26 protein-coding genes are annotated in these 26244 nt (G+C 66.8%); 13 read left to right on the top strand and 13 right to left on the bottom strand.

The window, feature by feature from the left end:
• Nucleotides 1-103 precede the first annotated feature (103 nt).
• Nucleotides 104-595, top strand: coding sequence for a VOC family protein (locus ACZYZ7_RS13135; RefSeq protein ID WP_135451476.1), 492 nt, complete (start codon nucleotides 104-106; stop codon nucleotides 593-595).
• Nucleotides 596-750: 155 nt separating this feature from the next.
• Complete coding sequence (locus tag ACZYZ7_RS13130; protein ID WP_463741091.1) at nucleotides 751-1647, top strand: endonuclease domain-containing protein; 897 nt, start codon at nucleotides 751-753, stop codon at nucleotides 1645-1647.
• Between the two features lie 32 nt (nucleotides 1648-1679).
• On the opposite strand, the gene ACZYZ7_RS13125 is transcribed toward ACZYZ7_RS13130, so the two are convergent.
• The gene (locus tag ACZYZ7_RS13125) at nucleotides 1680-2705 is read right to left on the bottom strand and encodes a sigma-70 family RNA polymerase sigma factor (protein WP_135451478.1); all 1026 of its coding nucleotides are present in this window, start codon (nucleotides 2703-2705) and stop codon (nucleotides 1680-1682) included.
• Nucleotides 2706-2729: 24 nt separating this feature from the next.
• Here ACZYZ7_RS13125 and ACZYZ7_RS13120 point away from each other — a divergent pair, with 24 nt between their 5' ends.
• Genes ACZYZ7_RS13120 through ACZYZ7_RS13100 form a run of 5 tightly spaced genes read left to right on the top strand, consistent with a single transcriptional unit; the run spans nucleotide 2730 to nucleotide 6457 of the window.
• The gene (locus ACZYZ7_RS13120) at nucleotides 2730-3569 is read left to right on the top strand and encodes an alpha/beta hydrolase (protein WP_450070818.1); all 840 of its coding nucleotides are present in this window, start codon (nucleotides 2730-2732) and stop codon (nucleotides 3567-3569) included.
• Nucleotides 3566-4558 (top strand): alpha/beta fold hydrolase, encoded by a 993-nt coding sequence (locus ACZYZ7_RS13115; protein WP_463741090.1) that lies wholly within the window; start codon nucleotides 3566-3568, stop codon nucleotides 4556-4558. Before ACZYZ7_RS13120 ends, ACZYZ7_RS13115 begins: the two co-directional genes overlap by 4 nt.
• A 9-nt stretch (nucleotides 4559-4567) precedes the next feature.
• Nucleotides 4568-5311: a DUF2786 domain-containing protein gene (locus tag ACZYZ7_RS13110; protein ID WP_135451481.1), complete on the top strand. Its 744-nt coding sequence runs from the start codon at nucleotides 4568-4570 to the stop codon at nucleotides 5309-5311.
• Nucleotides 5308-5778, top strand: a complete 471-nt coding sequence (locus ACZYZ7_RS13105) for a TIGR04338 family metallohydrolase (RefSeq protein ID WP_450070817.1) — start codon at nucleotides 5308-5310, stop codon at nucleotides 5776-5778. Before ACZYZ7_RS13110 ends, ACZYZ7_RS13105 begins: the two co-directional genes overlap by 4 nt.
• Before the next feature lie 22 nt (nucleotides 5779-5800).
• Complete coding sequence (locus ACZYZ7_RS13100; protein ID WP_450070816.1) at nucleotides 5801-6457, top strand: O-methyltransferase; 657 nt, start codon at nucleotides 5801-5803, stop codon at nucleotides 6455-6457.
• A 93-nt stretch (nucleotides 6458-6550) separates the two neighbouring features.
• Here ACZYZ7_RS13100 and ACZYZ7_RS13095 read toward each other — a convergent pair whose 3' ends face one another.
• The 3 genes from ACZYZ7_RS13095 to ACZYZ7_RS13085 are packed head-to-tail and all read right to left on the bottom strand — an operon-like array spanning nucleotide 6551 to nucleotide 10462.
• Entirely contained in the window at nucleotides 6551-9451 is a 2901-nt protein-coding gene (locus ACZYZ7_RS13095; protein ID WP_463741089.1) for an MMPL/RND family transporter, read from the bottom strand.
• A complete protein-coding gene (locus ACZYZ7_RS13090) occupies nucleotides 9448-9822 on the bottom strand; it encodes an MmpS family transport accessory protein (RefSeq protein ID WP_450070814.1) in 375 nt (124 codons plus the stop codon). Before ACZYZ7_RS13090 ends, ACZYZ7_RS13095 begins: the two co-directional genes overlap by 4 nt.
• Nucleotides 9740-10462, bottom strand: coding sequence for a class I SAM-dependent methyltransferase (locus tag ACZYZ7_RS13085; RefSeq protein WP_463741088.1), 723 nt, complete (start codon nucleotides 10460-10462; stop codon nucleotides 9740-9742). Before ACZYZ7_RS13085 ends, ACZYZ7_RS13090 begins: the two co-directional genes overlap by 83 nt.
• Nucleotides 10463-10601: 139 nt before the next feature.
• Here ACZYZ7_RS13085 and ACZYZ7_RS13080 point away from each other — a divergent pair, with 139 nt between their 5' ends.
• Entirely contained in the window at nucleotides 10602-11174 is a 573-nt protein-coding gene (locus ACZYZ7_RS13080; RefSeq protein ID WP_135451487.1) for a TetR/AcrR family transcriptional regulator, read from the top strand.
• A gap of 7 nt (nucleotides 11175-11181) precedes the next feature.
• Here the strand turns inward: ACZYZ7_RS13080 and ACZYZ7_RS13075 are convergent, their stop codons facing one another.
• From ACZYZ7_RS13075 to ACZYZ7_RS13065, 3 genes are read right to left on the bottom strand one after another with little or no spacing between them, the layout of a single operon-like run.
• Nucleotides 11182-12117 carry a phosphotransferase family protein gene (locus ACZYZ7_RS13075; protein WP_463741087.1) on the bottom strand — a complete coding sequence of 312 codons (936 nt, stop codon included), beginning with the start codon at nucleotides 12115-12117 and terminating at the stop codon, nucleotides 11182-11184.
• Between the two features lie 29 nt (nucleotides 12118-12146).
• Nucleotides 12147-13838, bottom strand: coding sequence for an aldehyde dehydrogenase family protein (locus ACZYZ7_RS13070; RefSeq protein WP_463741086.1), 1692 nt, complete (start codon nucleotides 13836-13838; stop codon nucleotides 12147-12149).
• A 1-nt stretch (nucleotide 13839) separates the two neighbouring features.
• Nucleotides 13840-14925: an oxygenase MpaB family protein gene (locus tag ACZYZ7_RS13065; RefSeq protein WP_463741085.1), complete on the bottom strand. Its 1086-nt coding sequence runs from the start codon at nucleotides 14923-14925 to the stop codon at nucleotides 13840-13842.
• 91 nt (nucleotides 14926-15016) lie between these two features.
• Between ACZYZ7_RS13065 and ACZYZ7_RS13060 the strand changes: the two genes are divergently transcribed.
• Entirely contained in the window at nucleotides 15017-15727 is a 711-nt protein-coding gene (locus ACZYZ7_RS13060) for a TetR/AcrR family transcriptional regulator (protein ID WP_463741084.1), read from the top strand.
• Between the two features lie 75 nt (nucleotides 15728-15802).
• Here the strand turns inward: ACZYZ7_RS13060 and ACZYZ7_RS13055 are convergent, their stop codons facing one another.
• Both ACZYZ7_RS13055 and ACZYZ7_RS13050 read right to left on the bottom strand, forming a co-directional pair.
• A complete protein-coding gene (locus ACZYZ7_RS13055; RefSeq protein WP_463741083.1) occupies nucleotides 15803-16783 on the bottom strand; it encodes a nitronate monooxygenase in 981 nt (326 codons plus the stop codon).
• Nucleotides 16784-16811: 28 nt separating this feature from the next.
• Nucleotides 16812-18266: a hypothetical protein gene (locus tag ACZYZ7_RS13050; RefSeq protein ID WP_463741082.1), complete on the bottom strand. Its 1455-nt coding sequence runs from the start codon at nucleotides 18264-18266 to the stop codon at nucleotides 16812-16814.
• A gap of 136 nt (nucleotides 18267-18402) precedes the next feature.
• Here ACZYZ7_RS13050 and ACZYZ7_RS13045 point away from each other — a divergent pair, with 136 nt between their 5' ends.
• Nucleotides 18403-18843 (top strand): SPW repeat protein, encoded by a 441-nt coding sequence (locus ACZYZ7_RS13045; RefSeq protein ID WP_135451493.1) that lies wholly within the window; start codon nucleotides 18403-18405, stop codon nucleotides 18841-18843.
• Nucleotides 18844-19030: 187 nt separating this feature from the next.
• A complete protein-coding gene (locus ACZYZ7_RS13040) occupies nucleotides 19031-21640 on the top strand; it encodes a LuxR C-terminal-related transcriptional regulator (RefSeq protein ID WP_463741081.1) in 2610 nt (869 codons plus the stop codon).
• Here ACZYZ7_RS13040 and ACZYZ7_RS13035 read toward each other — a convergent pair.
• The 3 genes from ACZYZ7_RS13035 to ACZYZ7_RS13025 form a co-directional block, all read right to left on the bottom strand.
• Nucleotides 21609-22778: an ankyrin repeat domain-containing protein gene (locus tag ACZYZ7_RS13035; protein ID WP_463741080.1), complete on the bottom strand. Its 1170-nt coding sequence runs from the start codon at nucleotides 22776-22778 to the stop codon at nucleotides 21609-21611. The genes ACZYZ7_RS13040 and ACZYZ7_RS13035 overlap by 32 nt on opposite strands.
• Nucleotides 22779-22964: 186 nt before the next feature.
• Nucleotides 22965-24665 (bottom strand): dihydroxy-acid dehydratase, encoded by a 1701-nt coding sequence (ilvD, locus tag ACZYZ7_RS13030; RefSeq protein WP_463741079.1) that lies wholly within the window; start codon nucleotides 24663-24665, stop codon nucleotides 22965-22967.
• Nucleotides 24666-24731: 66 nt separating this feature from the next.
• Nucleotides 24732-25187 carry a hypothetical protein gene (locus ACZYZ7_RS13025; RefSeq protein WP_450070801.1) on the bottom strand — a complete coding sequence of 152 codons (456 nt, stop codon included), beginning with the start codon at nucleotides 25185-25187 and terminating at the stop codon, nucleotides 24732-24734.
• A 98-nt stretch (nucleotides 25188-25285) separates the two neighbouring features.
• Here ACZYZ7_RS13025 and ricR point away from each other — a divergent pair, with 98 nt between their 5' ends.
• Complete coding sequence (ricR, locus tag ACZYZ7_RS13020) at nucleotides 25286-25591, top strand: copper-sensing transcriptional repressor RicR (RefSeq protein ID WP_044514570.1); 306 nt, start codon at nucleotides 25286-25288, stop codon at nucleotides 25589-25591.
• A 39-nt stretch (nucleotides 25592-25630) separates the two neighbouring features.
• Nucleotides 25631-25822, top strand: coding sequence for a hypothetical protein (locus tag ACZYZ7_RS13015; RefSeq protein ID WP_463741078.1), 192 nt, complete (start codon nucleotides 25631-25633; stop codon nucleotides 25820-25822).
• Here the strand turns inward: ACZYZ7_RS13015 and ACZYZ7_RS13010 are convergent.
• Nucleotides 25819-26118, bottom strand: coding sequence for a thiamine-binding protein (locus ACZYZ7_RS13010; RefSeq protein ID WP_135451499.1), 300 nt, complete (start codon nucleotides 26116-26118; stop codon nucleotides 25819-25821). The two genes, ACZYZ7_RS13015 and ACZYZ7_RS13010, sit on opposite strands and share 4 nt — an antisense overlap.
• Nucleotides 26119-26244: the final 126 nt, after the last annotated feature.

Raw genomic sequence — 26244 nt, 5'->3', positions numbered from 1 at the left:
TCGCCACGGCGAATGGCCGGTTATTGCACGGATCTTCGACGGGCGCGTGGCGTAAGTGGCCACTCGGCGATGAAAACCAAGACCGACGCGGGTCTACCCCACCATGACCGAGATCAACGCAAGCATCGTCCCGAATCTGTGGTTCGACCGGGAGGCCGAGCAGGCCGCGCAGCACTACATCGCCGCGTTCGGCGGCAACGGCCGGGTGGTGAACACCATCGCCTCGCACCCCGATTCACCGTCCCCGCAGGACGTGCCGGTGGTGGTCGAGTTCGAGTTGTCCGGGCAACGCTTCGTCGGCATCAACGGCGGCCCGCAGTTCACCTTCAACGAGGCCGTCTCACTGGAGGTGCGCGTCACTGGCCAGGAGGAGCTCGACCAGCTCTGGGCTGCGCTGGTGGAGGGTGGCGAGGAACTGCCCTGCGGTTGGCTCAAGGACAAGTACGGGCTGGCCTGGCAGATCACCCCGACCGAGTACTACGACCTGTTGGGCAAGGGAGACCCGGCGGCCGACTCCCGGCTGATGTCCGCTGTGCTGAGCACCGTCGGCAAGTTCGACATCGCGGCGTTGCAGGCGGCCCACAGCGGTTCGTAGCTTCTCAGTGGCCAGTTGTCACACGCTGAGACCGATTTGACGCGCAATAACTGGCCGCTCGTGGGATATCCCCAGAGCGGCATTGATCCACAGCAGGTGTGCCACCCCGCCGGGCTCGGCGGGCGTGTGTCGGACCGCGCGGCGACCGTAGCCGCATGGACCACCCCTTTCTCGGAACAGAGGCGTTGGCTGCAGGGACAGTGACCCGGCGCGGGCTGGCGAGTCGCTATGAGGCTGTTTACCGCGATGTCTATCTCGTCAAGGATGCCGAGATGACGGCGGCGAAGCGCGCAGTGGCCGCGTGGCTGTGGTCTGGGCGCCAAGCGACGTTGACGGGCCTCTCGGCGTCGGCGGTGTATGGCACGCAGTGGATCGACCCGGCAGCACCTGCCGAGCTCTACCGCCGCAATGGAAAGCCGACCACGGGGATCCTCGTTCACCGCGACGAGTTGCATGCCGACGAGACCCGCCTGTTCACAGGTCTCCCGGTGACAACGCCCGCACGTACAGCTTTCGATCTGGGGCGACGCTCAGGCAGGGACGAGGCTGTCATCCAGCTGGACGCCCTCTCGCAGGCGACCCGCTTGTGCGCGGCCGATCTTGCGCCACTCCTCGAGCGGCATCCGGGGGTTCGAGGGCTGGTTCAACTCCGCGAGGTCCTCAACCTGATGGATGGAGGTGCGGAATCGCCACCGGAAACCCGCACTCGCCTGGTGCTCATCGACGCAGGACTGCCGAAGCCACAGACGCAGATCGTGGTGCGCGGAAACTTTGGCGCCAGGCAGTCTGCGCGAATTGATATGGGCTACACCCAGTTCAAGGTCGGAGTCGAATATGAGGGCGCCCAGCACTGGACCGATCCTCGGGTGCGGGCCAACGACATCGACCGCTACGCCGAGCTCGCCGCGCAGGGTTGGCTGATCATCAGGGTCGGAGCTGATCTGCTGAATCGCCGACCGCAGGTGATCGTGGCTCGGGTTTGCGCGGCATTGCGGGCCCGCGGCGCCGGGTGGCCAGTTATTGCACGGATTTCAGACGATCGTGTGGCGTAACTGGCCACTCAACGCCCAGGGCGGCCTACGAGTCAGAGTGAGGCCGGCAGCCCGAATTTCTCGAACAGCGACTGCTCCATGAAGGCCACCACATGTGAGATCCCTTCGGGACGTACCTCGAGGACATGCAGTTGGAACGCCTCGTGCCGGCCCGTCTCGCGGTTGAGCATGTACATCGCCGCGGCGGGCTGGCCGTTGGCGCTCGTCGCGATGAACCGCATGTCCCCGGGTTCCTCGGCCGGGCATTTGTACCGGGACAGGTCGCCGATGGCCTGCGGCCCCTGGTACCAGGTGTCGAACGGCGGCATCTCCCAGACGGCCTCGGCCGTGAACAGCTCGACCAGCTTGTCGATGTCGTAGGCCTCGAACGCGGCCATGTAGTTGCGCAGCAGGTTCTGGGCGTGTGGGGAGTCCGGCGGGTCGATCTCGTCGTCCTGGCTGGGGCCCACAGCGTCGAGTTGGGCCCTGGCCCGCTGCAACAGGCTGTTGACCGCGGCTGTGGAAGTGCCGATGGCTCCGGCGACTTCCGCGGCCTTCCACTGCAGTACCTCACGCATCACCAGCACCGCGCGTTGGCGCGCTGACAGATGCTGCAGCGCTGCGACGAACGCGAGCCGCACCGCATCACGGGTCCCGACGATCGTGCTGGGATCCGCCGGGTCGTCGCTGGAATCCGGCAGCGGCTGCAGCCACGGGATCTCGTGATGTTCGGAGATCTCGTCGGTGGGCGACGAACTCGGATTGCCCAGCCCCGACGGCAGCGGGCGGCGTTGCCGGCCCTCCAACGCCGTCAGACACGTGTTGGTGGCGATGCGGTACAACCAGGTGCGCACCGAGGACTTGCCCTCGAAACCGCCGTAGGCCTTCCAGGCGCGCAGGTAGGTTTCCTGCACCAGGTCCTCGGCATCGTGCAGTGAGCCCGTCATCCGGTAGCAGTGCGCCAACAGCTCACGGCGGTAGCGCTGGGCGTCGGCCAGGAACGCATCGGCCGGGCTGTCGTCGTCTAGGCGGTGAGCGAGGACCGTCACATTCGCGAGCTTACGCAGCACCCCCGACAACTTCGATCGAATACTCTCGCCAGGGTGACCAGCACGCGCAGTGAACAGACCTTCGACGGCGTCGGCGGGGTCCGCATCGTCTACGACGTATGGACGCCCGACATCGCGCCGAGAGGCGTGGTCGTCCTCTCTCATGGCCTGGGCGAACACGCCGGGCGGTACCACCACGTCGCGCAGCGGTTCGGGCAGGCAGGGCTGGTCGTCTACGCCCTGGACCACCGCGGTCACGGCCGTTCCGGCGGCAAGCGGGTGTACCTGCGCGACATGTCCGAGTACGTCGGAGACTTCCACACGCTGGTCGGCATCGCCGCCGCCGAGTACCCGCAGCTCCCGCTCCTCGTGCTGGGGCACAGCATGGGTGGCGCCATCGTGTTCAGTTACGGCGTCGAATATCCCGATGAATACACCGCGATGGTGCTGTCCGGGCCCGCGGTGGCCGCGCAGGCAGCGGTGTCGTCGGCTCTGGCGGCCGTGGCCAAGGTGCTCGGCAAGATCGCCCCCGGGCTGCCCGTGGAGAATCTCGACGCCAACGCGGTGTCCCGCGATCCCGAGGTGGTGGCGGCCTACAAGGCCGATCCGTTGGTGTGGCACGGGAAGGTCCCCGCGGGCATCGCCCGGGCGCTGATGATCGTGGGCGAGACGATGCCGCAGCGAGCCTCGGCCCTGACCGCGCCGCTGCTGGTGGTGCACGGCGAGAAGGACCGCCTGGTGTCCGCCGACGGCAGCCGCCACCTCGTGGAATGTGTGGGATCGCCGGACGTGCACCTGAAGGTGTACCCGGGCCTGTTCCACGAGGTGTTCAACGAGCCCGAGAAGGAGCTTGTTCTCGACGACGTGACGACCTGGATCGAGACGCACCTGTGAGAAAGGCTGTGGCGGTACTACTTTCAGTGCTGCTGGTGGCCGGCTGCGGTTCGAGGGAAGCGTCGGACGAAGGCCGGCAACCGGCGTGGACCGACACCGACATCACGTTCGACGCCGACGGTCTCACGATCCACGGGACCTACCGCCACCGGGAGGCCAAGGGCCCGGCCGCACTCCTGATCTCCGAGAGCGGGCCCACCGACCGCAACGGCGACAACAAGGTCGTCGGACCCGTCGGCAACATGCGTCAGCTCGCAGAAACGTTGTCGGACAAGGGTGTTGCCAGCCTGCGCTACGACAAGATCGGCACCGGTGCCACCAAGCTAGGCCCCTACGAGAAGAAACCCACCGAGGTGGTCAGCGGCGTGTACACCAGCGGGGCGGCCGCCGCGCTGCGCTTCCTGGCCGGCCGGCCCGATACCGACGCGGCCGAGTTGTCGATCTACGCGGTGGGCGAAGGTGCCATCCATGCCATGACCCTGGCCAGTGCCGGCGATCCGAAGGTTCACTCGCTGGCGCTGTTTCAGCCGCTGTCCGGCCGCTACCTGGACATCATCACCAATCGTGTGCGTTCCGGCGCCACCCCCGAGGTGCTGACGGCCTGGCTGGGCGCCGTGGACGAGATCCGCACTAAGGGGACCGTGCCCGCGAATCTCCCCGAGGGCCTGAGCGCGATCGTCAACAAGGACAACCTCAACGCCATCATCGAGGCCGACAAGATCGACCCGCTGAAGCTGGCCGCTGCGCTGCCCGACGGCATGCCTGTGCTGCTCACCTGCTCGGACTCCGACTCCCAGGCCAGCTGCGAGATCGAGCGCCCGCTGATCGACGCGCTCAAGCACACCGCGCTCACGCTCGTCGAGCTCAAGGGCGTCAACCACGTACTGCGCGACGATCCCACCGACAGCATCGCCAACTACGGCAAGCCTGGATCGTTGTCACCGCAGGTGGTGGACGCGGTCGGCAAGTTTGTCGGTGCAGATGGCTAGGTTTGTCGCGTGAGCGACGACAAGATGTTGGCGCGGATCGCAGCACTGTTGCGTCAGGCTGAAGGCACCGACAACACCCATGAGGCCGAAGCGTTCATGGCGGCGGCTCAACGGCTGGCCACGGCGACATCCATCGACCTGGCACTGGCCCGGTCCCACTCGGCCGAACGCACCAAGGCGCAGATGCCCGTGCAACGCACCATCACCATCGGGGAGGCCGGCACCAAGGGTCTGCGCACGTATGTGCAGCTGTTCGTGGTGATCGGCATGGCCAACGATGTGAAGTGCGACGTCGCGTCCAACTCGACGTTCGTCTACGCCTACGGGTTCGCCGAGGACATCGACGCCACCCACGCGCTCTACACCAGCCTGGTGCTCCAGATGGTGAAGGCGTCCCACGGCTACATCTCCTCGGGTGCGCACCGCCCGACGCCGACCATCACCGCCCGGCTCAACTTCCAGTTGGCGTTCGGAGCCCGCATCGGGCAGCGGTTGTCGGAAGCCAAAGAGGAGGCCCAGCAGGAGGCCGACCGCAATGACCGCCCCGGAACGGCAATCGCGTTGCGGAACAAGGATGTCGAGCTGAAGAGCTTCTACCGATCGGCGTCCCAGGCCCGCGGAACCTGGCGCGCGACGAATGCGTCGGCCGGGTACTCGTCGGCGGCGCGCCGGGCCGGGGACCGTGCCGGTCGCCACGCCCGTCTCGGGGGGAGCCAGGAGATCTCCGGCGCGCGCGGCGCCCTGGAGCAGTGAGCGCGCGCGACACCCAGCGGGCCCGCGTCTATGCCGCGGAGCAGTTCGTGCGGACCATGTTCGACCGTGCGGCACAACACAGTTCGCGGGCCATCGACTTTTTCGGCACCTCGCTCACCTTGCCTCCGGAGGCGAAATTCGGGTCGGTGGACTCGGTGCAGCGCTACGTCGACGACGTCGTCGCCCGGGTCGGTGCTGATCCGGTCGCCGTGCGTCGCCGTCGGGGCGTGACTGCTGCGCACTACGAGCTGATCGACGGCAAAGCCGTCATCGCCGTGCCCGAGCGCGACACCTGGGCACTGCGGGAGTTGGTGGTACTGCACGAACTTGCCCATCACCTGAGCCATGCGGACCCGCCCCACGGACCGGACTTCGTCGCGACCCACATCGAGCTGTGCACAGCGATCATGGGGCCGGAGGTCGGGCTGGTGCTTCGGATGGTCTACGGAAAAGAAGGTGTGGTCTGAATCTGCGGCTAGCCTGGCGCACATGACCGAACCCCGCGATGTCGACCTCATGTTCAACGAGGTACTGCGCACCGAGGACGAGGCGCTGGCCGCGGCGCGCCAATCCGCACAGGACGCCGACATGCCCGCCATCGAGGTGTCGGCCCAGCACGGCAAGCTGTTGTCGCTGCTGGCCACGATCTCCGGGGCGCGACGGGCGCTCGAGATCGGCACACTCGCCGGTTACAGCACCATCAACCTGGCCCGCGGCGTCGGACCGGACGGCAGCGTCGTCACGCTCGAGTACGAGCCGCGCCATGCCGAGGTGGCCCAGGCCAATCTGGTCCGGGCCGGTGTCGCCGACCGCGTCGAGGTGATCGTCGGTGCCGCCCTCGACACGCTGCCCCGGTTGGCCGAGCGTGGCGACGTCTTCGACCTCGCCTTCATCGACGCCGACAAGGAGAACAACGTCCACTACGTCGAGTGGGCCATCAAACTGGGCCGGCCGGGCTCGATCATCGTGGTGGACAACGTAACCCGGTTCGGGCGGGTACTGGCGCCCGCAGCCGACGACCAGCAGGCGCGTGCCGTGCGCGACATGCTGGAGATGATGGGTAGCCATCCGCGACTGGATACGGCCGCCATCCAAACTGTGGGTACCAAGGGCTGGGACGGCTTCGCTGTCGCGCTGGTTAGGTAACCGCCCCCTCAAACACCGCGAGCGACCGCGAATGTACGCAATTCACAGTGTGTTGGCGTACAGACACGGTCGCTCGGGGTGCTGGGGGAGCTACTAGGCCAGGGAGTCCTGCGGCTCGCGCTGGACCGGCTTGGGCCAGGGCTCGGGCTTGGGCCGCTGACGCACCCGTTGCGGCCACCAGAACCACTTGCCCATCAGGGCCGCGATCGACGGGGTCATGAAGGACCGGATGACCAGGGTGTCGAACAGCAGGCCCAGGCCGATCGTGGTGCCGACCTGGCCGATCACGGCGAGCTCGCTGACCGCCATCGACATCATGGTGAACGCGAACACCAGGCCCGCCGAGGTGACCACCGACCCGGTGCCGCCCATGGCGCGGATGATGCCGGTGTTCAAGCCGGCGTGGATCTCCTCTTTGAACCGGGCGACCAGTAGCAGGTTGTAGTCCGCACCGACGGCCAACAGGATGATCACCGACATGGCCAGCACCATCCAGTGCAATTCCAGGCCGATCAGGTGCTGCCAGATCAGCACCGACAGACCGAAGGATGCGCCGAGGGACAGCACCACCGTGCCGACGATGACCGCGGCGGCCACCATGCTGCGCGTGAGGATCAGCATGATGATGAAAATCAGGCAGAGCGAGGCGATTCCGGCGATCAGCAGGTCGTAGTTGGCGCCTTCCTGCATGTCCTTGAACATGGCCGCGGTACCGCCGAGGTAGATCTTGGATCCCTCCAGCGGGGTGCCCTTGATCGCCTCCTTGGCGGCCAGCTTGATGGGTTCGACGTGAGCGACCCCTTCGGGGCTCATCGGGTCGCCCTCGTGGCTGATGATGAACCGCACCGCATGCCCGTCCGGGGACAGGAACATCTTCATGCCGCGCTTGAAGTCCGGATTGTCGAAGGTCTCCGGCGGCAGGTAGAACGAGTCGTCGTTCTTCGCCTTGTCGAAGGCCTGCCCCATGGCGGTGGAGTTGTCCTGCATCGCCGCCATCTGATCCTGCATGCCGCCCTGGGTGGCCTGCATGGTCAGCATCATGGTCTTCATCGTCTTCATGGTCGCGATCATGGGTTGCATGTTCGCGATCATCACCGGGATGAGGGCGTTCATCTTGTCCATGTCCGGGACGATCTGCTCGAAATCGGCTGTCATGGTGTCGACGCCGTCGAGGGTGTCGAACACCGAGCGCATCGACCAGCACATCGGGATGTCGTAGCAGTGCGGTTCCCAGTACAGGTAGTTGCGGATCGGCCGGAAGAAATCGTCGAAATCCGAGATGTGGTCGCGGAGTTCCTTGATGTCGTCGACCATGCCGTGCATCTTGCCGACCATGCTGTTCATGACGTCGCGCATCTGCTCCATGAGCGCGATCATCTTGTCCATCGTGTCGATGGTGATCTGCATTTCGTCGGCCTGCTTGAGCATGTCGGCCATGCGATCCTGCATGTACTTCTGATTCATGGTCTGGGTCGTGCCCTGCATGCTGATGTTGAACGGGATCGAGGTGTGCTCGATCGGCGTTCCCTGCGGGCGCGTGATGGCCTGGACCCGGGAGACGCCCGGCACTCCGACGATGCGTTTCGCGATCCGCTCGATCACCAGGAAGTCGGCGGAATTGCGCAGATCGTGATCGCTCTCGATCAGCAGCAGTTCGGGGTTCATCCGGGCCGGGGAGAAGTGCCGGTCGGCGGCGGCGTAGCCGGTATTGGCCGGCAGATCGGCAGGCAGGTACTTGCGGTCGTTGTAGTTGGTCTTGTACCCGGGCAGGGTCAACAGACCGATCAGCGAGATGGCGATGGTGGCGATCAGGATCGGTCCGGGCCAGCGCACCACCGCGGCACCGATCTTGCGCCAACCGCGGGTCCGCATGGCCCGCTTGGGTTCCAGCGTCTTGCCGAACTTGGTGGCCACCGTGATGATCGCCGAGCCGAGGGTGAGCGCGACCAGCACCACCATGACCATGCCGATGGCCAGCGGGATACCGAGCGACTGGAAGTAGGGCAGGCGCGTGAAGTGCAGACAGAACGTGGCGCCGGCGATGGTCAGGCCCGAGCCCAGGATGACGTGGGCGGTGCCGTGGAACATCGTGTAGTACGCCGACTCTCGGTCTTCACCGACACTTCGAGCCTCTTGATATCGGCCTATCAGGAAGATCGCGTAGTCCGTGGAGGCCGCGATGGCCAGCATCACCAACAGGTTGGTGGCGAATGTCGAGAGCCCGATGATGTTGTAGTAGCCCAGAAACGCCACCAGGCCGCGGGCGGCCGACAGTGACAACACCACCATGAACAGGGTGAGGATCACGGTCACGATGGAGCGGTAGACCGACAGCAACATGACGATGATGACCACGAACGTCAGCGCGGTGATCATCTCAAGGCTGCGGTTACCGGCGATCTCCTGATCGGCGGCCATCGCCGCCGGGCCGGTCACGTAGGCCTTGACGCCGTCCGGCGCCTGGACGCTCTGGACGATCTTCTCGGTGGCCTCGACCGATTCGTTGGCCAGCGCCTCGCCCTGGTTACCGGCGGTGTAGACCTGCACGTAGGCCGACAGGCCGTCGGAGCTCTGCGCGCCGGACGCGGTCAGCGGGTCGCCCCAGAAATCCTGGACGTGCTCGATGTGCTTCTTGTCGGCCTCGAGCTTGGCGACGATCTGGTCGTAGTACTTGTGTGCGTCATCGCCCAGCGGCTTGTCGCCCTCGATGACGACCATGACCGAGCTGTTGGACTTGAACTCCTGGAACACCTCGCCGACGCGCTTCATCGCGATCATCGACGGCGCATCGTCCGGCGTCATCGACACCGAACGCATCTTCCCCACTTCCTCGAGCTGGGGAACGATCACGTTCAGGAACGCGATGACGGCGATCCACGCCAGGATGATCGGGATGGCCAGGCGCCGGATCCACTTGGCGATGCCGCCGTGGTTGCTGTGCTGCGGTGCGGAGGCGACCGGGATCGAGTCGGTCGGGGTGTCGTAATTGCTCATGCAGATTTCACCAAGCAGAAGGTCTGGGCGTTCACGCCGTTGGAGGTTCTCTCGTCCTTGAGTTCGTCATCGACGGTGATGCGGCAGCTGATCGTGCTGCCGTCGCCCTGCGCCACGATGTTGGGGAACACCGACGGTGCGGTGGATTCCAACCGCAGCGTCCACGGCAGGGTCACCCCGTCGATGCGCTGGGGCTGAGCGTCGAGATCGAGATAGTTCACGTCCGCGGTGGCGCCGGGCTCGCCGTAGATCTCATAGACCACGACTTTGGGGTCGAACGGTTTGGTGTCATCGACCTTGGCGCTGGAGATGCCGGAGCCGCCGCCTGCGCCGAAGAACGTGCGTACCCGCATCACCGTGAACCCGCCCACCAACACCACCACGATGATGATGAACGGAATCCAGAACCGTCTCAACAGCTTCATATTCGCTGGTCGGCCTTTCGGAGGTCAGGTACGCGGTGACGTACCGGCTAGCTGCGAAGCTCCATTGCCACTTCGTGATCATGTCGGCGTCGGCGGATTCCCGCCAACTTCTTTCTACGTCGACATCAGCGGCGACTTCCTCGCCGGAATCGTCCCGGAAGGGACTGACCGATATCTCCGAGATCAGCCGGCTGCCCGGCGCGCTCATGGCGGTGATGTCGGAGACGAGCCGACGCTGCTCATCCAATGGGATGAAGGGTAGTACGCCTTCCACGCTCCACAGGGTGGTCCGGTCGGCGTCGAATCCGGCCCCGGTGAGCGCGGCGGGCCAGTCTCCACTGATGTTGGCGGGGACACCGCGCACGTCAGCCGTGGGTGTGGTGCCGGCCAGGGCGTCGGTCTTGACCTCGAGGATCGCCGGGTCGTCGACGACGTAGACGGTGGTGCCGGCGGGCCAGGGCAGTTGATAAGGACGCGGGTCCAGATCGGAGGCCAGGAAAACCACCTGCTCGGCGCCGGTCTCGACGGCTGTCATCAGATAGGTGTCGAGGAGGTCCGACGGGTGCGCCACGCATGAGCTCGACATCAGCACTCCTCCCCGCAGCTCTCCTTGCCGGATGTAAAGTGAAACCTATACAGTCGGCTAACTTCGATCAAGTTAGTTCGTTTAATTGACGGTGTGATCTAGCACCCTTGGGTACGCTCAGCGCGACGAAGGGACAGGTGTGGCAAAGGCTGTGGCGCCGCGTGGCTTTGCCCGCGAGCGGGTGCTGGAAGCGGCGTTGAGCCTGTTCGCCGAGCACGGTGTCAACGGCACGTCGCTGCAGATGATCGCCGACCGCCTCGGCGTCAGCAAGGCTGCCGTCTATTACCAGTTCCATTCCAAGGACGAGATCGCGCTGGCGGTCATCCAGCCGGTCTTCGACGACATGATGCGGTTGGTCCGCATCGCCGAGGCGATGTCCACGCCGGAGGCCCGGCGGGAGGCCGCGGTCAGCGGCATGGTGGAGATGGCGGTGCGGCATCGCCGGGTGACCGCGGTGTTCCACGGCGATCCCGTCATCGACAGCCTGGTGCACAGTCGCGCCGAACTCCAGGACACGATCGAACGGCTCACCGGGATCCTGCTGGGTCCCGACCCCGACGCCGCCGACCGGATCTGTATGTCGGTGCTCGCCGCCGGCGTCTACGGCAGCGCGACCGATCCGGCGCTCAACGACGTCACCGACGAGGAGCTGCACCGGGTACTGCTGGACTGTGCGCAGCGGTTGCTGCGCACGCCCGTCGTTCCTGCCTAGCCTGTGATCAGTCGCCGAGCGGTAGCTGGGTGGACAACTCCTCGTGCAGCCCTTGTATCGCCTCCTCGTCGTCCTCGCTGCCGACGTGATGCCCGGCGAACCAGTCCGCGTACTCGGTGATCTCGCTGAGTCGCCAATCGAGCGCAAACAACTCGACCATGAGCGGGTCGGCACCCAGCCGGTCGGAGCAGCCCGCGGCGATCAGATCTGAGTAATCCCGTTCCCGGGGAGCCAACCGAACGGTCTCCCAGTCAACGAGTTTCAGGAAAGTGCCGTGCACCACCTGATTGCCCTCGTGCGGCTCCCCATGCGTCGGTACCCAGGTGTGCCGTCGGCTTTGCGCCTGCTGCGTGAGTTCGTGGTAGCGCTGGGTCCAGCATTCGATGTCGGAACCGTGCGCGGCCAGCGCGGTGCGGGCCGCTTCGCCGAACGGCCCCGAGTGCCACGGGTGCTCAGTGCGAAACCGCACCTCCTGGGCGAAGTCGGACGCGACGCGCGGCGACCAATCCCGCAGCGGCCCGCGGGCGGTCGTTGCGTGAAGCGAGTCGAGTGCGTTGATGACCTTCGTCAGGTGCGCCGGTGCGCGGTACTCGACTTCGGTGGGCGAATGACCGTCCAGCCAGGGCGTCGCGCTGAGAATGCCGACGCCGGCATCGAGGGTGAACCGCCCCAGCCCGTTACGCAACGGGGCGCACACCATCTCCAGGCCGCCGGCCGCAAGTTCGGCGGCCGTGGCATACGCGCCTTCCAATGATGCTGCCGAGTGCCGCGTCCCGAGCTGATCCAGGGTGACGAACAGTGTGCCCCCGGCCCCGGTGGCCCGCCAATGGTGGGCGCCGCCGCCCACCGGAAGGTGCTCGATGTCTTCGACGGCCAGCGACCAATGGTCGGCAAGGGCTTGGGCGATCAGTTCGTCATTGACCGACGCCGGAGGGGTGCGCATATCCGCCAATAATATTCAGGCGGAAGCAATCATCCCCGCAGCGCCGACGCGAAGATCGCCGGCAGCTTGCCCCATCCGGGTGCTCCGGCGAAGTCCACCAGCAATCGGCCTGTCGTCGCCGCGGTGCGGTTGTTGACGAACCACGGCGGCTTCGGCGACAACGACCACTCGCCGCGGAACACCGAACGCGGCGCGGGCCGGAACGGGCCCCGGACCACGGTGCGCTCCGGGCGGTCGAGCAGAAAAGCGTTGTGCACCACGCCGGTTCCGCTCTGGATGTCGTTGCGTTTGTGTCCGGGGAACGCTCCCCAGGTGGCCGTCGGTGTCAGGTAGCCGACGCCGGTCCAGGCGTTGATCGCGATGGTGCCGTAGCGCAGCTGCTCGACGAGGCGGTCGAACTTCTCGCCGAGGCCGGCGAGGGTGTCCGGGTGGGCGATGATGTTCACTCCGAGGGTGCCGACGAACTCGTCGTTGGCGACCCGAACGGCCTCCTCGGCGAACTGCTCATCCGGGACGTCGAGTTCGATCACACCGAGCACCGGGCCGAAGTACTCGGTGCACAACAATGCTTCGCGGTCGGCCGGATCGACCACCAGGACCCGGGCACCCCGCGAGCCCAGGTGCTGTGCATCCGGATACGACGTGTCCGCGCTGGCCACCCTGACGTCGGAGCCGGGGTAGTAGGCGGCCCGGGCCGGCGCGTCGTTGACGGCCTTGCGGACGGCGGCGATGAACTCGTCGCGCTGCGCCCAGTGCTTGGGCAGCACCACCACCTGCGCGGCCACACAGTTGTAACCGTTGTTGTGCAGTCGTTGCGTGGCAACGTGATTGGCCTGAAACTCGATGTCGGCCCTGCTCCACGTGCCGGGCAAGACGATCGTCGGCGACACCCCGCCGAGTTCGGCGGTCATCTCCTTGTCGAGCACCGGCTCGTCGGCCGCCTTGCGCCGGGCACCCTCTTCCCCGGTGCCGAACACGATGGCGTCGTAGGTCAGGGCGCTACCCGTCATGTGCACGTGGTCGACGAGCTTGTGCCGCACCAGATATGTGCCGGCCTCGGCTCCGCCGGTCAGAATGCGTACCGCGCCGATCGCGATGAACGGGGCCAGCACCTTGGTCAGCACCGGCAGCAATGGATCGGTGATCGGGTTGAGCTTGAGGGCCACGACGCGGTTATTGGCGTAGAGCTCGTAGATGGTGTCCAGCGGGGCGATCGAGAAGATGTTGCCCGCGCCCAGAACCGCGCCCACGCCGTTGGTGCGGGACGGGTCGCGTTGGGCCAGACCGGCCGACCGAATTGCCTCGGCCTTCTCGATCCCGGGTTGCAGCCATACCTCGGCGCTGAACCCGGACAACAGCAGCTGGTCGAAGGTGTTGAGCGGCAGGGCCTTTACCGTGGTCCGGCCGCCCGGGGCGTAACCGAACTCGGCACCGTCGAGCGGGCTGCGGCCCGATTCGAGTTTCGCCAGGCTCTCCGACAGGGCGCCCAGCCCGGCCGCCAGCGAGTACGGGCCGGACATCCACTCCTCGCCGACCAGCGGCGAGGACGGGTCCAGTTGTTTGATCCCGACGGCAGCGTCGACCCACTCGGCGGCATGGCGCACCGTCAGTGCGCGCACCTCGTCGAGCAATCCGCGGCGGGCCGCCAATGACAGGGAAGCCCAGGTCTTTTCGCCCTCGACGAGTTCCTCGAGGGCCTCGTCGATCTGCGTTTCGGTCATCTCAGCTCGCGCTCTTGTCGAATTGCACCAGTGCGTCGTGGTGGTTGTGGGCATACGGGGTGGGGCCGTCGCCCGTCTCCCGTTTGGCCACGATCGCAGCGTACTGCTCGAACGGAGTGGTCCGGTCCCATTTGGCCCTGGCCTCGGCCGGGGAGTAGGTCACGGTGTTCTTGGCCGGGATGCCCAGCAGTGTGGGGCCGACGATCGCGGTGGTGTGCGGTGTGGTCAGGTCCAGCATCGCCAGTTCCAGCCGCGGATAGGCGGCGACGGCCTTCAGAAAGGGGCGCACCACAGCGCGTGCCGCGACGTCGGCGATCCGGCGTTGCGGGATACCGCCCAACCGCCGCATCCACTGCGGCATGGTCGCGATGATGGCGGCGCGCATCGGGACGTTGAATGCCTTGCGCAGCCAGTGCGGCATCCGCTCGGGCAGGATGTGATAGCCCAGGTCGACCAGGTAATCCATCATCCGCTGGGCCACTTCGGAGCCGACCAGATCGGCCCGGTTGCTCTCGAAGTATTCGCGGATACCCTCACGGGTGCGCGGCACGTCGTCGGGATTGATGGTCTGGAACTCCGCGGCTCGCGCGCATTCCTCCCAGTACTGGCTCTCCTCGGCCGGCGAGAGCTTGCCCGGGCCGAACATCTCGTAGCTGTAGAGGATCGAGTGCCACGCGGTCAGGTGGATCCACAGCTGGGAGTGCGGATCGTTGGCGTCGAACGGGCGCTTGGTGATCGGCTCGGTGCCGACGGCCTTGGAGTGGATCTTGACCAGGATCTCGGACGCATCGAGGACCGACTCGGCATCGCCGAAGGCCACGAGGGCGAAGTACTGCATGGTCCGGTCGTAGCGCAGTCGCGTGCGCGCGTAGACCTGCCCGGTGGCGTCGACCGCGGCGGCCAGGAACGGGTCGAGGTGCTCGATGGTCACCGCGCGGGAGAAGCCGATCAGCAGCGAGGTGGGGTAGCTCCACACCTTCCAGGTGACCGAATCCGGGCCGAAGAAGCCGTAGTCCTCGGCAGGCGCCAACGGTTCGGCGACGGCCGGCAGGCCCGCTGCTTTGCGAAGTGCGATTACCGCGTCCATCTGCGTCGTTCCCTTCAAAATCAAGTGGTACATGACGTACCAGTTACGCGAATGGTACGTCATGTACCACTTGATTGGCTAGGGTGTATCTGTGGAAAGCGGCACAACTGGGAGATGGGCGGGCCAGCGGGAACGCCGGCGGGCGGAATTCGTCGACGCCGCACTGTCCGCGATCGCCGAACACGGTCCGCAGACCTCGACCGAGCAGATCGCCGCCCACGTCGGTGTCACCCGCACCAAGCTCTACCGGCACTTCGCCGGCGCCGCCGACCTGCAGCGCGCGATCGCGCAGCGCGCCGCCGAGATGCTCAACACCGAACTCGCCCCACTGTGGACACCGCACGGTTCGATGGCCCAGATCATCGAAGCCAGCGTCGGCGCCCACGTAGGGTTCCTCGTCGAGCACCGCAACCTCTACCGCTACCTGGCCCGGTGCTCACTCGGCGAAGACGGCTCGGCGCCCGACGCCATCGCGGACATCAGGCTGACCATCGGTACCCAGCTCGGTGCGCTGTTCACGTTGTACCTCAACGCTTTTGGAGTCGACACCGATCCGCAGCCGTTGGCATTCGCCATCGTCGGGCTGGTCGAATCGACGACCGGCCGGTGGCTCGACCAGCCCGGCTCCACCGCGCAGGACCGGCTGGTGGCCGATTTGGTGCGGTGGATCTGGCTGCTGGTAGACGACACCCTGCGGGCCGGCGGCGTGTACCTGGACAGCGCCGAGCCGCTACCCACCCCCGATGTGATCGCGGCGCAGGCCGAGATCTACCGAAACCCGCAACGCGTCGGCGTCGCCTGACATTTCGCGTACGTAGCGCTGCGGCGGAATATCGGGCCGGGCGCCGCCACTGCGCTACGAACGCGGCGTTGGGGTCTAGGGCGCGAGATCGGCGACAGCCTGCGCGGCCGACGTGACGCGGTCCAATCGCAACGCGGTCTCGCCGGCGTACAGCGCGGCCCGGTCCGCCCAGTGCGCCGGCATGTCTGCGGTGAGCGTGATCGGGGTGAGGAACGGCAGCGCCGGGTGTTGCAGGTGCATCAGCGCACCGTCGCCGCGGTCGGGAATCCGGGAAAGCGGCGCACTGTATTTGTTGATCGCCGCAGGCAGCCGGCGTGCGCTCCCGTCCGGGCGGCACCAGCGCCGGGTCATGGCGTTCGGGATCACGCGGTGTCGTTCCGGCCAGGCCAGACCGAACACGGTCGTCTCGATTGTGCTGTCCGCATCGATGATTCGCTGCCGGTACACCGGATGGGCACCGGACTCGTGGGTGAGCAGGAACCGCGTGCCCGCCAGCGCACCCGCGGCGCCGGCGCCGAGCGCCGCGCGGGTATCGGCCGCGGTGGCGATGCCACCCGCGGCGAAGACCGGTCGGGAACCCGACAATGCCAACGCCTTTGGCAAGAAGTCGGCCTGCGCCACGGTGCCGACCAGGTGCCCGCCCGCCTCACGGCCCTGTGCGATCAATCCGTCGGCTCCGCAGGCCAGCGCCTCGGTGGCCTGCTCTTCGGTGCCGACCATCACCATGACGAACACGTCACCGTCTGAGAGCCGTTGGATCAAAGCTCGATCGATCGCGAAGGCCATCACAGCGATATCGATCCGGGCTTCCAGGCAGACGTCGATGTGGGGGCGGCGGGTGAACGGCATCAACAGATTCACCGCGACCGCACGGCCGGGAGCCTGTTCTCGGACCGTCGAGATGGCCGACTTGAGCTGCCTGGGCGGCAGGAGCCCCAAGGTGCCCAGTCCGCCGGCCGCTGACACCGCGGCGGCCAGCGGTGCACCCGCAATGCCGCCGCCCATGCCCGCCTGGAGCACCGGTACATCGAGTTTCAGCCGATCTGCGATGTCCATTCCGCGATTCTGCACCCGCGGTGCCGGGTTACCAGCGGCAGACGTCGGCGCCCGAACCGGAGTCGACGGCGCGGAAGGCGAGCAGGTGCCGCTGCCACCACGGCAGGGGTGCCGTGAGAACCGGATCGTTCGTCGCGTCGTTCACCACCCGCGGCGGTCCGTCGTGCAGGTAGGCGATCCGGATGCCGGTGAGGCCGGCGTCCCGCCACAGCAGCACCGTGCGGCGCAGCTCGAGCCAGGGGATGCGGACCGGAGGATCTTCGGACATCCAGCGGGTCTGCCGGCGAAGGTATGTCATGTCGCCCGGATGCGCGGGCAACTCCAGCCCGACCACGGTGACGGTGTCGCGCTGGTAACCCGCGAGCTCTAGGGCGGTGACGCCCGGGAGCAGGTGGTTGGTGGTGCCTTCCTCGGTGTGCAGGTTGCTGAACATCGAGAAGTTCGCGACGGTCTTGAGCCCCACATACGGGGTGACCCCGTTGGCGAGCGCCAGCAGCGGCGCGACGAGCAGCACCAGGGGGCGCAGGTGCCAGTTCGGGGCGCGGACGCCGGTCGCCTGTGTGGTGCGGTAGCCGCGCAGTAGCGCGACCATGAACGGGATCACGGCGATGGCCCAGGTGAGTACGAGCAGGGTGTGCCACGGCAGGCCGATCGGGCTGGCCGGCGACTCGGCCGAACTCGACACCACACTCAGCAGCACATGGGCCGCGAAACCCGTGAGCGCTACCCGGCGCAGCGCAGTGGTTCGGGGCGCCAGGGTCGCGAACACCTCGGTCGGGACCAACAGCACGTACACCGCGAACACGACCGTGGCGAAGTCATAGAACGAGGCCAGCGCCAGGATCGAGTGGAAGCCCACACCCAGCAGCACGCCCCAGAACCGCAGGCGTGGAACCGCCAGCAACCCGAGAATGGCGGCCTCGATCACGACCGCGACAACGGCGACGAACTGCCCGACAGCCGGACCCGGCACCACGTTGCCGAAGCCGTTGAGCCAGATCAGCTGGCCGAACAGGTCGCCACCACATGAGGTCGCCGGGGTGAAGTAGGCGGTGTTCAACTTGTCGAAGACGGTGAACAGGTAGACGACGAGCAATACCAGGCCGACCGGGCTGCGTGCGGCATCCAGCCAGCGCTCGGCAAAGCTGTCCGGCACACCCGGCCGGTTCCGGACCGCCAGCGCCCATAACGCCGCCGTCGCGAGCGCGACCGCGACCAGCAGGCTCAACATCAGATGGTTCGACGCGGCAGGCAGGCTCAGCACGGCCACCGTGGCGCCGGCCGCCACAGCCAGACCGGCGGCGGCCACCGAGCCCGGAAAGATCAGGGCGGGCAGGCCGGCCACCAATGCCGGCGCCACCGCGAGGGGCTGGCTGTCGGAGTAGTGGAAAACCAACGCCATCGCGAACAGCGTTGCGAACCAGCCGAGTTGCTGACGTGCGCCGGTGGGGTCGTCCGTTCGGGCGTTGCTGCGCCACCGCATTGAGACGACTGTACCGGGCGGCCGTCCGGGGTCGTCTTCAGCCGGCGCCGCCAGGCCGTTTGCGGCGTAATCTGGAAGGCGATGGATGGGTGCGGTGGGGCCCAAACGCCTTGCCGTGTAACGGAAAGGATATGAAATGAGTACAGTCCATTCATCAATCGACCTACACCCGGACATCATGGCCCTGAGGGCGAGCTATGACCGTGTCGCAGAGTCGATGGCCGCGCAGGTCACCTTTGGCCTGACGTTGCTGACGGCGATGTACGTCGCGCTGTCACCCTGGATCGTCGGCTTCGACGCCTTCAACAGGCTGACGGTCAACGATCTGATCGTCGGAGGGGCGATCGCGTTCCTGTCAATGTGCTTCAGCTTCGCGCTGGACCGGGCGCACGGCATGACCTGGACACTGCCGATCTTCGGTGTGTGGCTGATCATCTCGCCGTGGGTGTTTGTCAGTGGACCGACCGCAGGCATGATCTGGTCGCACGTGATCAGCGGTGCGCTCGTGATGGTGCTGGGCTTCAACGCGATGTATTTCGGGATGCGGGTGCGCAATTCTGAAGCGCGGCATGCCTGACCGGCACAGTGGCCGGTAGGCGCCGCTGAGAGGCCAGCCGGATCCCGGCTGGGAGGGAGATCTGCGCGCCCGGGCCGACCCTGGTATCTGAGGATGCGTCAATTTGCGCCCCGGTCCGGGTTTCGCGCCATATCCTGGGCAAACGCAGGACTTCCGATGACGGCGATGGCGGGTACGAACTGCTGAGATGAAGCTGGCGGGGCGGGAAGAAGAACTGGCGGCGATCCGTCGTTCCCTTGGTGGGCCGGGAACCCATCACGGTGTGGTGATCGTCGGCAGTGCCGGCGTCGGCAAGACCAGGTTGGCCCGGGAGGCCCTCAGCCATGCCGCGGCGTCCGGGCACCGGACCAATTGGTTCGTCGGAACCGAATCGGCGCGGGCCATCCCGCTCGGAGCATTCACGGGATCGATCAGCCAGGGCATGTGCGACCCGTTGCCGGACGTGCGGCGCCTGATCGATTCCTTCGTCGCTCAGCAGCGCATGGGCAAGGTCGTCATCGGCATCGACGACGCCCACCTGCTCGACCCGCTGTCCGCGCATGTCGTACACCAACTGGCGCAGACGCAGGGGGTGCGTCTCGTCGTCACCGCGCGTTCCGGCGGTCCGGAACCCGACGCGGTGACCGCCTTGTGGAAGGACAGCCTGCTCGACCGGATAGACCTCGAACCGCTGTCCGCCACCGCGGCCGCCGTGCTGGTCGAATCCGCGGTCGCCGGACCGGTCGACAGCCGCAGCACGCGCCGCTTCTGGAAACTCACCGGAGGCAACGCGCTGTACCTGCTGCAATTGGTCAAGGACCAGATCGCCGCCGGGCGGATGCACAAATCCGCCGGGGTGTGGATGTGGGACGGAGATGTGGCGGTATCCCAGAGCATCACCGACATGGTCGGACGCCGACTGGGCGAACTCGAACCCGGTATGGCGCTGGTGCTGGACACGCTTTCGCAGTGCGAGCCGCTGAGCGTCGACGTCCTGGTTGACCTGGTCGATCAGGCCGACCTGGAGGCCGCCGAGCAGATGCATCTGGTCACGGTCGAACGCGCCGGACGTGGTCTGGTGGCCACGCTTGCTCATCCGCTGTACGGCGAATTGCGTAGGGCCACCGCCGGTGAGATACACCTGTCGAAAATCCGTGGGGAGCTCGCGCGGCGGCTGGCGTCGGAGCCCGACGGGGATATGCGCGCGACGGTGCGCCGGGCGCTCCTGACGCTGCACTCCGACCTGCCACCTGATCCTGAGCTGTATCTGACTGCGGCACGGTGCGCCGCAGTCCTGCTCGATCCCGATGCCGCGAACCGATTCGCCGCTGCCGCAGGCGAATGCGGTGCACCGGAGGCCGCGCCGATGCGGGCCATGACGTTGTTCTTGCTGAGCCGAGGTGACGACGCCGAGGCGGTCCTGAGTGATATCAGCACCGACGGCAGGCCGGACAGCCATCATTGGGCGACAGTGCGGGCGGCCAACCTGGCCTGGATCCTGGGCAGGCCTCGTGGTGCCGGTGCCATATTGGAAAACCTGACTGGCACAAACGAATCCGATGAGCAGCGGATGGAACGCCTGGCGATGCAGGCTTGTGTCGACGCCGTACTCGGGCAATGTGCGAGTGCCGAGAAGAATGCCAGGGCCGCCCTGGATTCCGGTGGGCTGCCCGACCTGCACGCGATGATGGCCTCGCTCGCGTTGATGATGGCGCTCGGCGCCCTCGGACACGTCGATGAGATCCCCGACGTCGCCGAGCAGGCTATCGCGCGGGCCATCACATCATTCGAATCCTCGCCGATACGATTCTGGTTCGGCGCGGTTCACGGCCGTGCTTGCCGACTGACCGGCCGCATCGACGAATGTCTGGCGATGGCAGCCCGGTTGGACGAGTCGGCACGTGATGTTCCCGGCCTCGCCTATGCCAACCTCGCCTACCTGCTCGGCCACGCTGAATTGGTCCGGGCCGATCTCGCCGCTGCCGTCAAGCACCTGCACGAGGCGTATGCCGGTGCCGAAACACATGAAATAACAACGGGTTTACGGGTTGCCAGCTGCTTTTCTCTGGCCGAGGCGTACGCCAAACTCGGCCAGGCCGACGCGGCCACCGAAGCGCTGGCCCGGGCCCGGCAGCGGGTGCCGGAGGATTACGTGTTCATGGGTACCGCGATGTCGGTGGCCACCGGGTGGACGCTGGCCGCCGGCGGCGCGTTGACCGACGCCATCGAGATGGTGCGCAAAGCGGGCCGCGACGCGGCGCGACGTGAACAGCCGACGCATGAACTGCTGTGCCTGCAGACGGCCGCGCAGTGGGGAGACACCGCGGGCGCGGCGCGCGCACGGGAGCTGGCGGACACGCTGAAACTGCCGCTGGCCGAAACGGTGGCGCGCCACATCGAGGCACTGGCGGCCGACGATGGTGCCGGATTGCTTGCTGCCGCAGAGGGTTACCGCGCCATCGGTGACCGGGCCACCGCCACCGACGCCACCGCGCAGGCCGCGGTCGCGTTCGGTCGCCATGGTCAGGGCAAGCGCAGCGCCTACGCGGCTGCCGTGGCGCAGGAGGGCGCCGACGAATGCGGCGGGCTGTGTACCCCGGCGCTGCGCAACCCGGCCGGTCAGCCGCTGACCGGCAGGCAGCGCGAGATCGTCGAACTCGTCGTTGCGGGCCTGTCCAACAAGCAGATTGCAGAGCGGCTGGTGATGTCGGTGCGCAGCGTGGAAGGTCACCTCTACCGGGCCTGCCAGCGGGTGGGCGCCAGCTCACGTGAGCAGCTCGCCGCCATCATCCGTCGTGGTCCGAAGGGGCCGGCATGACGTGCCGACGCAGCACGTCCGCGGCCTCGGTCTGGTAGGCGTGCTCGGCCCAGGCCAGCGGCGTCGAGCCGAAGCGCCGGTCGGTGATCGTCGTATCGGCCCCGGCGTCGAGGAGGCGCCGGATCAGCGGGAGGTCGCCGGCCCAGGCGGCCTGGTGCAGGGCTGTCGCACCTTCGTCGTCGACGGCGTTCGGGTCGTCGGGGAACACCGGAGCGACCACATCCACTCCGGATACGTCGATTCCGTGCCGGGCGAGCAGGTCGAGCCGGTCGGTGAAGGCGTGCTCGGCAGCCCAGGTGACCTGGCGCCGCCACATCTCGTCACGGGATTCCATTGCCTCGCCCAGCCGCAGCTCCCATGGGCTCGGCCCGGCGTCGATGAGTCGGTGCGCGAACAGCAGTTCCAGGTGTGAATCGTCGGCGCGAAACATCCGGTTGTAGAGCGTCTGCTGGTCGACCGGATGCGCACCCCTGGTCAACAGCAACGTGGCCAGTTCGGGGGCGAACGGGTGCCGGGGCTGACGCCGTGGACCTTGCTCGCCCTCGCCGAAAACTCCGGTCAGCACCGTGAAGGGTGTCGACAGCCCGCACCACAGGTATCCGGCATTCGGGTCGGCACCGGCATCGAGCAGCAGGGTTGCGGCCGCGAGCACCTCGTCGGCGTTGCGGCTCAACGGAACTCGTGAATAGCACAGGTACATCAGCGGAACCCAGCCGAACGGACCGCCACCGGTGTTCGCCAGTGCGGGCCGGGTTGTCAGATGGCGGGCCAGCGCCACCGGATCTGCCGCCGACGCGGCGGCCCAGACATGGGCGTCGACCAGATCGGGCTCGGCGGCGAGTAGGGCCGCGGCGGCATCCCGGCGCGGCGGTGCGTCGGTTTCGTTGTAGCGCAACGATGCCCATGAACTGAACCGGTCCGCGGCACCCAGGGTGTCCTCATCGAGTGCGCCGGGGTCGACGCTGAGTGCGGCCGCGTCGCGCAGGTAGTGCACGAGCCTGGGCCAGCTGCTGAAACCGTAGTCGCGAGCGACGGCGAACTGGGCTTCGTGCAGTGGGATGCGATTCGCGCGCTGCAGCTTGCGGGCTTCCACCCGTAGGTGGTCGATCGAGGGATTGCTCGGCAGACGGCTGGCCATGACGGCCTCCTCTCACGCACCCGCGTCCGCAATCGGGCTGAGAAGAGGTCGGTCACAAGGCAACTCAGTGTGCAGGGAGGCTGGGCCTCTTCGACCGGACGTCGGGCGTTCCTGCACGCCCGACGTCACTCTACCGGCCCGCGACCGTCGGCGAAATGCCGACGGTCCGTAGCGTGCCGGGTTCTTTTAGTTGCAGACAGCGCCGACGGCGGCGGACTGGACCAGTTTGGTGTACTTGGCCAGCACGCCGGTCTTGTAGCGCGGGGGCAGCGGTTCGAAACCGGCCTTGCGGGCCTCGAACTCGGCCTCGTCGACCAGCACGTCGAGCGTCCCGTTCGCCACGTCGAGGCGGATCCGGTCGCCGTCGCGCACAAACGCGATCGGCCCGCCGTCGACGGCCTCCGGGGCGATGTGCCCGACGCACAGGCCCGTCGTCCCGCCGGAGAACCGGCCGTCGGTCATCAGCAGCACGTCCTTGCCCAGCCCGGCGCCCTTGATGGCGCCGGTGATGGCCAGCATCTCGCGCATGCCAGGGCCGCCCTTGGGGCCCTCGTAGCGGATCACCACGACGTCGCCGTGGGTGATGGTGCCGTCCTCCAGCGCATCCAGGGCAGCCCGCTCGCGCTCGAAAACCCTTGCGGTGCCTTCGAACACGTCGGACTCGAACCCTGCGGACTTCACCACGGCACCCTCGGGGGCCAGCGAGCCGTGCAGGATCGTGATCCCGCCCGTGGGGTGGATCGGGTTGTTCATCGCCCGCAGCACCTTGCCGTCCGGGTCGGGCGGCGCGATGTGAGCGAGGTTCTCGGCCATGGTCTTGCCGGTGACGGTCAGGCAATCACCGTGCAGCAGACCGGCATCCAGCAGCGCACGCATCACCACCGGCACACCACCGATCTGGTCGACGTCCTTCATCACGTGACGGCCGAAGGGCTTCACGTCGGCCAGGTGCGGGACCTTGGCCCCGATGCGGGTGAAGTCGTCCAGCGTCAGCTCGACCTCGGCCTCGCGGGCGATCGCAAGCAGGTGCAGCACCGCGTTGGTGGAACCGCCGAAGGCCATCACGACGGCGATGGCGTTCTCAAAGGCTTCCTTGGTGAGGATGTCGCGCGCCGTGATGCCGCGGCGCAGCATCTCGACGACCGCCTCGCCCGACTTGCGGGCGTACTCGCCGCGCCGCTTGTCCACGGCCACCGGAGATGCGCTGCCCGGCAACGACATACCGAGGGCCTCGGCGGCGGACGCCATGGTGTTGGCGGTGTACATGCCGCCGCAGGCGCCCTCACCCGGACAGATGGCCCGCTCGATGATGTCGACGTCCTCGCGCGACATCAGCCCGCGCGCACATGCGCCGACCGCCTCGAAGGCGTCGATGATGGTGACTTCCTTCTCGGTGCCGTCGGTCAGCTTGGCGACGCCGGGCATGATCGAGCCGTTGTAGAAGAACACCGAGGCCAGATCCAGCCGGGCCGCGGCCATGAGCATGCCGGGGATCGACTTGTCGCAACCCGCCAGCAGGACCGAGCCGTCCAGGCGCTCGGCCTGCATCACGGTCTCGACGCTGTCGGCGATCACCTCGCGGGAGACCAGCGAGAAGTGCATGCCCTCATGGCCCATCGAGATGCCATCGGACACCGAGATGGTGCCGAACTCCAGCGGGTAGCCGCCGGCCTCGTGCACACCGTTCTTGACGTCCTGCGCCAGGCGCTGCAAGGACATGTTGCAGGGGGTGATCTCGTTCCATGACGACCCGACGCCGATCTGCGGCTTGACCCAGTCGTCGTCGCCCATCCCTACCGCGCGGAGCATTCCGCGGGCTGCGGTCTTCTCCAGGCCGTCGGTGACGTCGCGGCTGCGGGGCTTGATGTCAGGGGTCTCGGCAGACATGCAGGTAAGTATGCCTCCCGCTTTGTTAGCCGCCCAAATTCTTCTGATACCCAAGGGGGTATGTGTTCAGCCGGTCCACTCGGTGGACTTGATGGTGAGGTCGAGCCCCATCAGGAATCCCACGATGGTGCACACGATCGACACGAGGGGCCATACCCACAGCCACCGGCGGGTGAAGAACACCATGATGACGCTCCCGCTGAACCCCGCAATCAGTCCGCCGCCGATCCAGCCGAAGGTGGTCGGATAGACCTGATCGTCATAGGGGGTCGGGCCGCACGTCGCGTGGCAGACGTCGGTCGACATCCCGAAGAACAACGACAGCCACGCGGCCGCTGCGGCGCCGAGCACGGCGACGATCCACAGTGCGACGGTGAGGATCATGCTGACCACTGTGACGGCGGTGCCGAGCCCGGAGCGGGCGCGCGGCTCTGCCGGCTGGGGCTGTGGTTGAACGGGCCAGCCATACGGGGGATAGGCCGGGGGCTCGCTGTACGGGCCAGGCCAGGGTGGCTGTGACATCGCGTCGAGCGTATCCGGCCCAGGGGCGGCCCGTTGGCACCATTTCGCCCGGCCAAAAGGATATGGATACCCCTGTGGGGTACCCGTATACTGATGTCATGGACGCGGCTGACAACTCGGGTGCACATGGCTACTCGGCGCAGAAGGAGAACTACGCCAAACGGCTGCGCCGGATCGAAGGCCAGGTCCGGGGCATCGCCAAGATGATCGACGAGGACAAGTACTGCATCGACGTCCTCACCCAGATCAGCGCCGTCAACAGTGCGCTGCAGTCCGTGGCACTCGGCCTGCTGGACGAGCACCTCGGACATTGCGTGACGCAGGCCGTCTCCGAAGGCGGAGATCAGGCCGAGGCCAAGCTGGCCGAGGCATCGGCTGCCATCGCCCGCCTGGTGCGCTCCTGAGCATGCTGGTCCTGAAGATCGCCCTCATCGTCTTTCATCGTGGCGGCACTGCTCTTCATCGTCGCCACGGGCCTCCGGCGGTGGCGAAAGGACCCGGGCCTGGTGGACCTCAGCGTTCCCTACGCGGCGCGCTACGGAGCGCCGATGGCGGGCAACTGGACCCCGCCGATCGAGGACAACGTCCAGATCGTCGCCGAGGAACCGCTCGATGACGACCCGAAATCGAACTAGTCGGCCAAGGCCTGCTCGATGCGCTCGACCTTCGCGGTGAGCTGCCCGGTATAGCCGGGACGGATATCGGCCTTCAACACCAGGCTGACGCGTGGCGACACGGCGGACACAACTTCCACGGCCTGCTTCACCACGGCCATCACCTCGTCCCATTCACCTTCGATGTTGGTGAACATGGCATTGGTCTCGTTGGGCAGGCCCGAAGCCCGCACCACCCGCACCGCTTCGGCCACCGCGGCGCCGACACTTCCGGTTTCATCCCCGCCCGTCGGGCTGATGCTGAACGCGACAATCACGGAATCGATTGTGCGCTCACGTTCGTAACGCAGTGGCGGCCGGAGCGCCCTCAAAGTCAAGTGGCTAGTGCAACGTGGCTACGCAGCTTGATTGAGGAGGGTGGCGAGGCGTTGGGCTGGGGTGTC

The organism is Mycobacterium sp. IDUB_17, from assembly GCF_055419465.1.
The sequence above is the reverse complement of the archived record's forward strand: the minus strand, read 5'-3'. Positions and strand labels throughout refer to the sequence as shown.

Coding starts and splice junctions, on each gene's coding strand:
- ACZYZ7_RS13055 (WP_463741083.1), bottom strand. CDS start 16,783: ATGGACATCGCAGATCGGCTGAAACTCGATGTACCGGTGCTCCAGGCG.
- ACZYZ7_RS13065 (WP_463741085.1), bottom strand. CDS start 14,925: ATGGACGCGGTAATCGCACTTCGCAAAGCAGCGGGCCTGCCGGCCGTC.
- ilvD (WP_463741079.1), bottom strand. CDS start 24,665: ATGTCTGCCGAGACCCCTGACATCAAGCCCCGCAGCCGCGACGTCACC.
- ACZYZ7_RS13135 (WP_135451476.1), top strand. CDS start 104: ATGACCGAGATCAACGCAAGCATCGTCCCGAATCTGTGGTTCGACCGG.
- ACZYZ7_RS13085 (WP_463741088.1), bottom strand. CDS start 10,462: ATGTCGAGCTCATGCGTGGCGCACCCGTCGGACCTCCTCGACACCTAT.
- ACZYZ7_RS13100 (WP_450070816.1), top strand. CDS start 5,801: ATGACCGAACCCCGCGATGTCGACCTCATGTTCAACGAGGTACTGCGC.
- ACZYZ7_RS13035 (WP_463741080.1), bottom strand. CDS start 22,778: ATGGCCAGCCGTCTGCCGAGCAATCCCTCGATCGACCACCTACGGGTG.
- ACZYZ7_RS13050 (WP_463741082.1), bottom strand. CDS start 18,266: ATGCGGTGGCGCAGCAACGCCCGAACGGACGACCCCACCGGCGCACGT.
- ACZYZ7_RS13025 (WP_450070801.1), bottom strand. CDS start 25,187: ATGTCACAGCCACCCTGGCCTGGCCCGTACAGCGAGCCCCCGGCCTAT.
- ACZYZ7_RS13070 (WP_463741086.1), bottom strand. CDS start 13,838: ATGACCGAAACGCAGATCGACGAGGCCCTCGAGGAACTCGTCGAGGGC.
- ACZYZ7_RS13095 (WP_463741089.1), bottom strand. CDS start 9,451: ATGAGCAATTACGACACCCCGACCGACTCGATCCCGGTCGCCTCCGCA.
- ACZYZ7_RS13045 (WP_135451493.1), top strand. CDS start 18,403: ATGAGTACAGTCCATTCATCAATCGACCTACACCCGGACATCATGGCC.
- ACZYZ7_RS13130 (WP_463741091.1), top strand. CDS start 751: ATGGACCACCCCTTTCTCGGAACAGAGGCGTTGGCTGCAGGGACAGTG.
- ricR (WP_044514570.1), top strand. CDS start 25,286: ATGGACGCGGCTGACAACTCGGGTGCACATGGCTACTCGGCGCAGAAG.
- ACZYZ7_RS13040 (WP_463741081.1), top strand. CDS start 19,031: ATGAAGCTGGCGGGGCGGGAAGAAGAACTGGCGGCGATCCGTCGTTCC.
- ACZYZ7_RS13075 (WP_463741087.1), bottom strand. CDS start 12,117: ATGCGCACCCCTCCGGCGTCGGTCAATGACGAACTGATCGCCCAAGCC.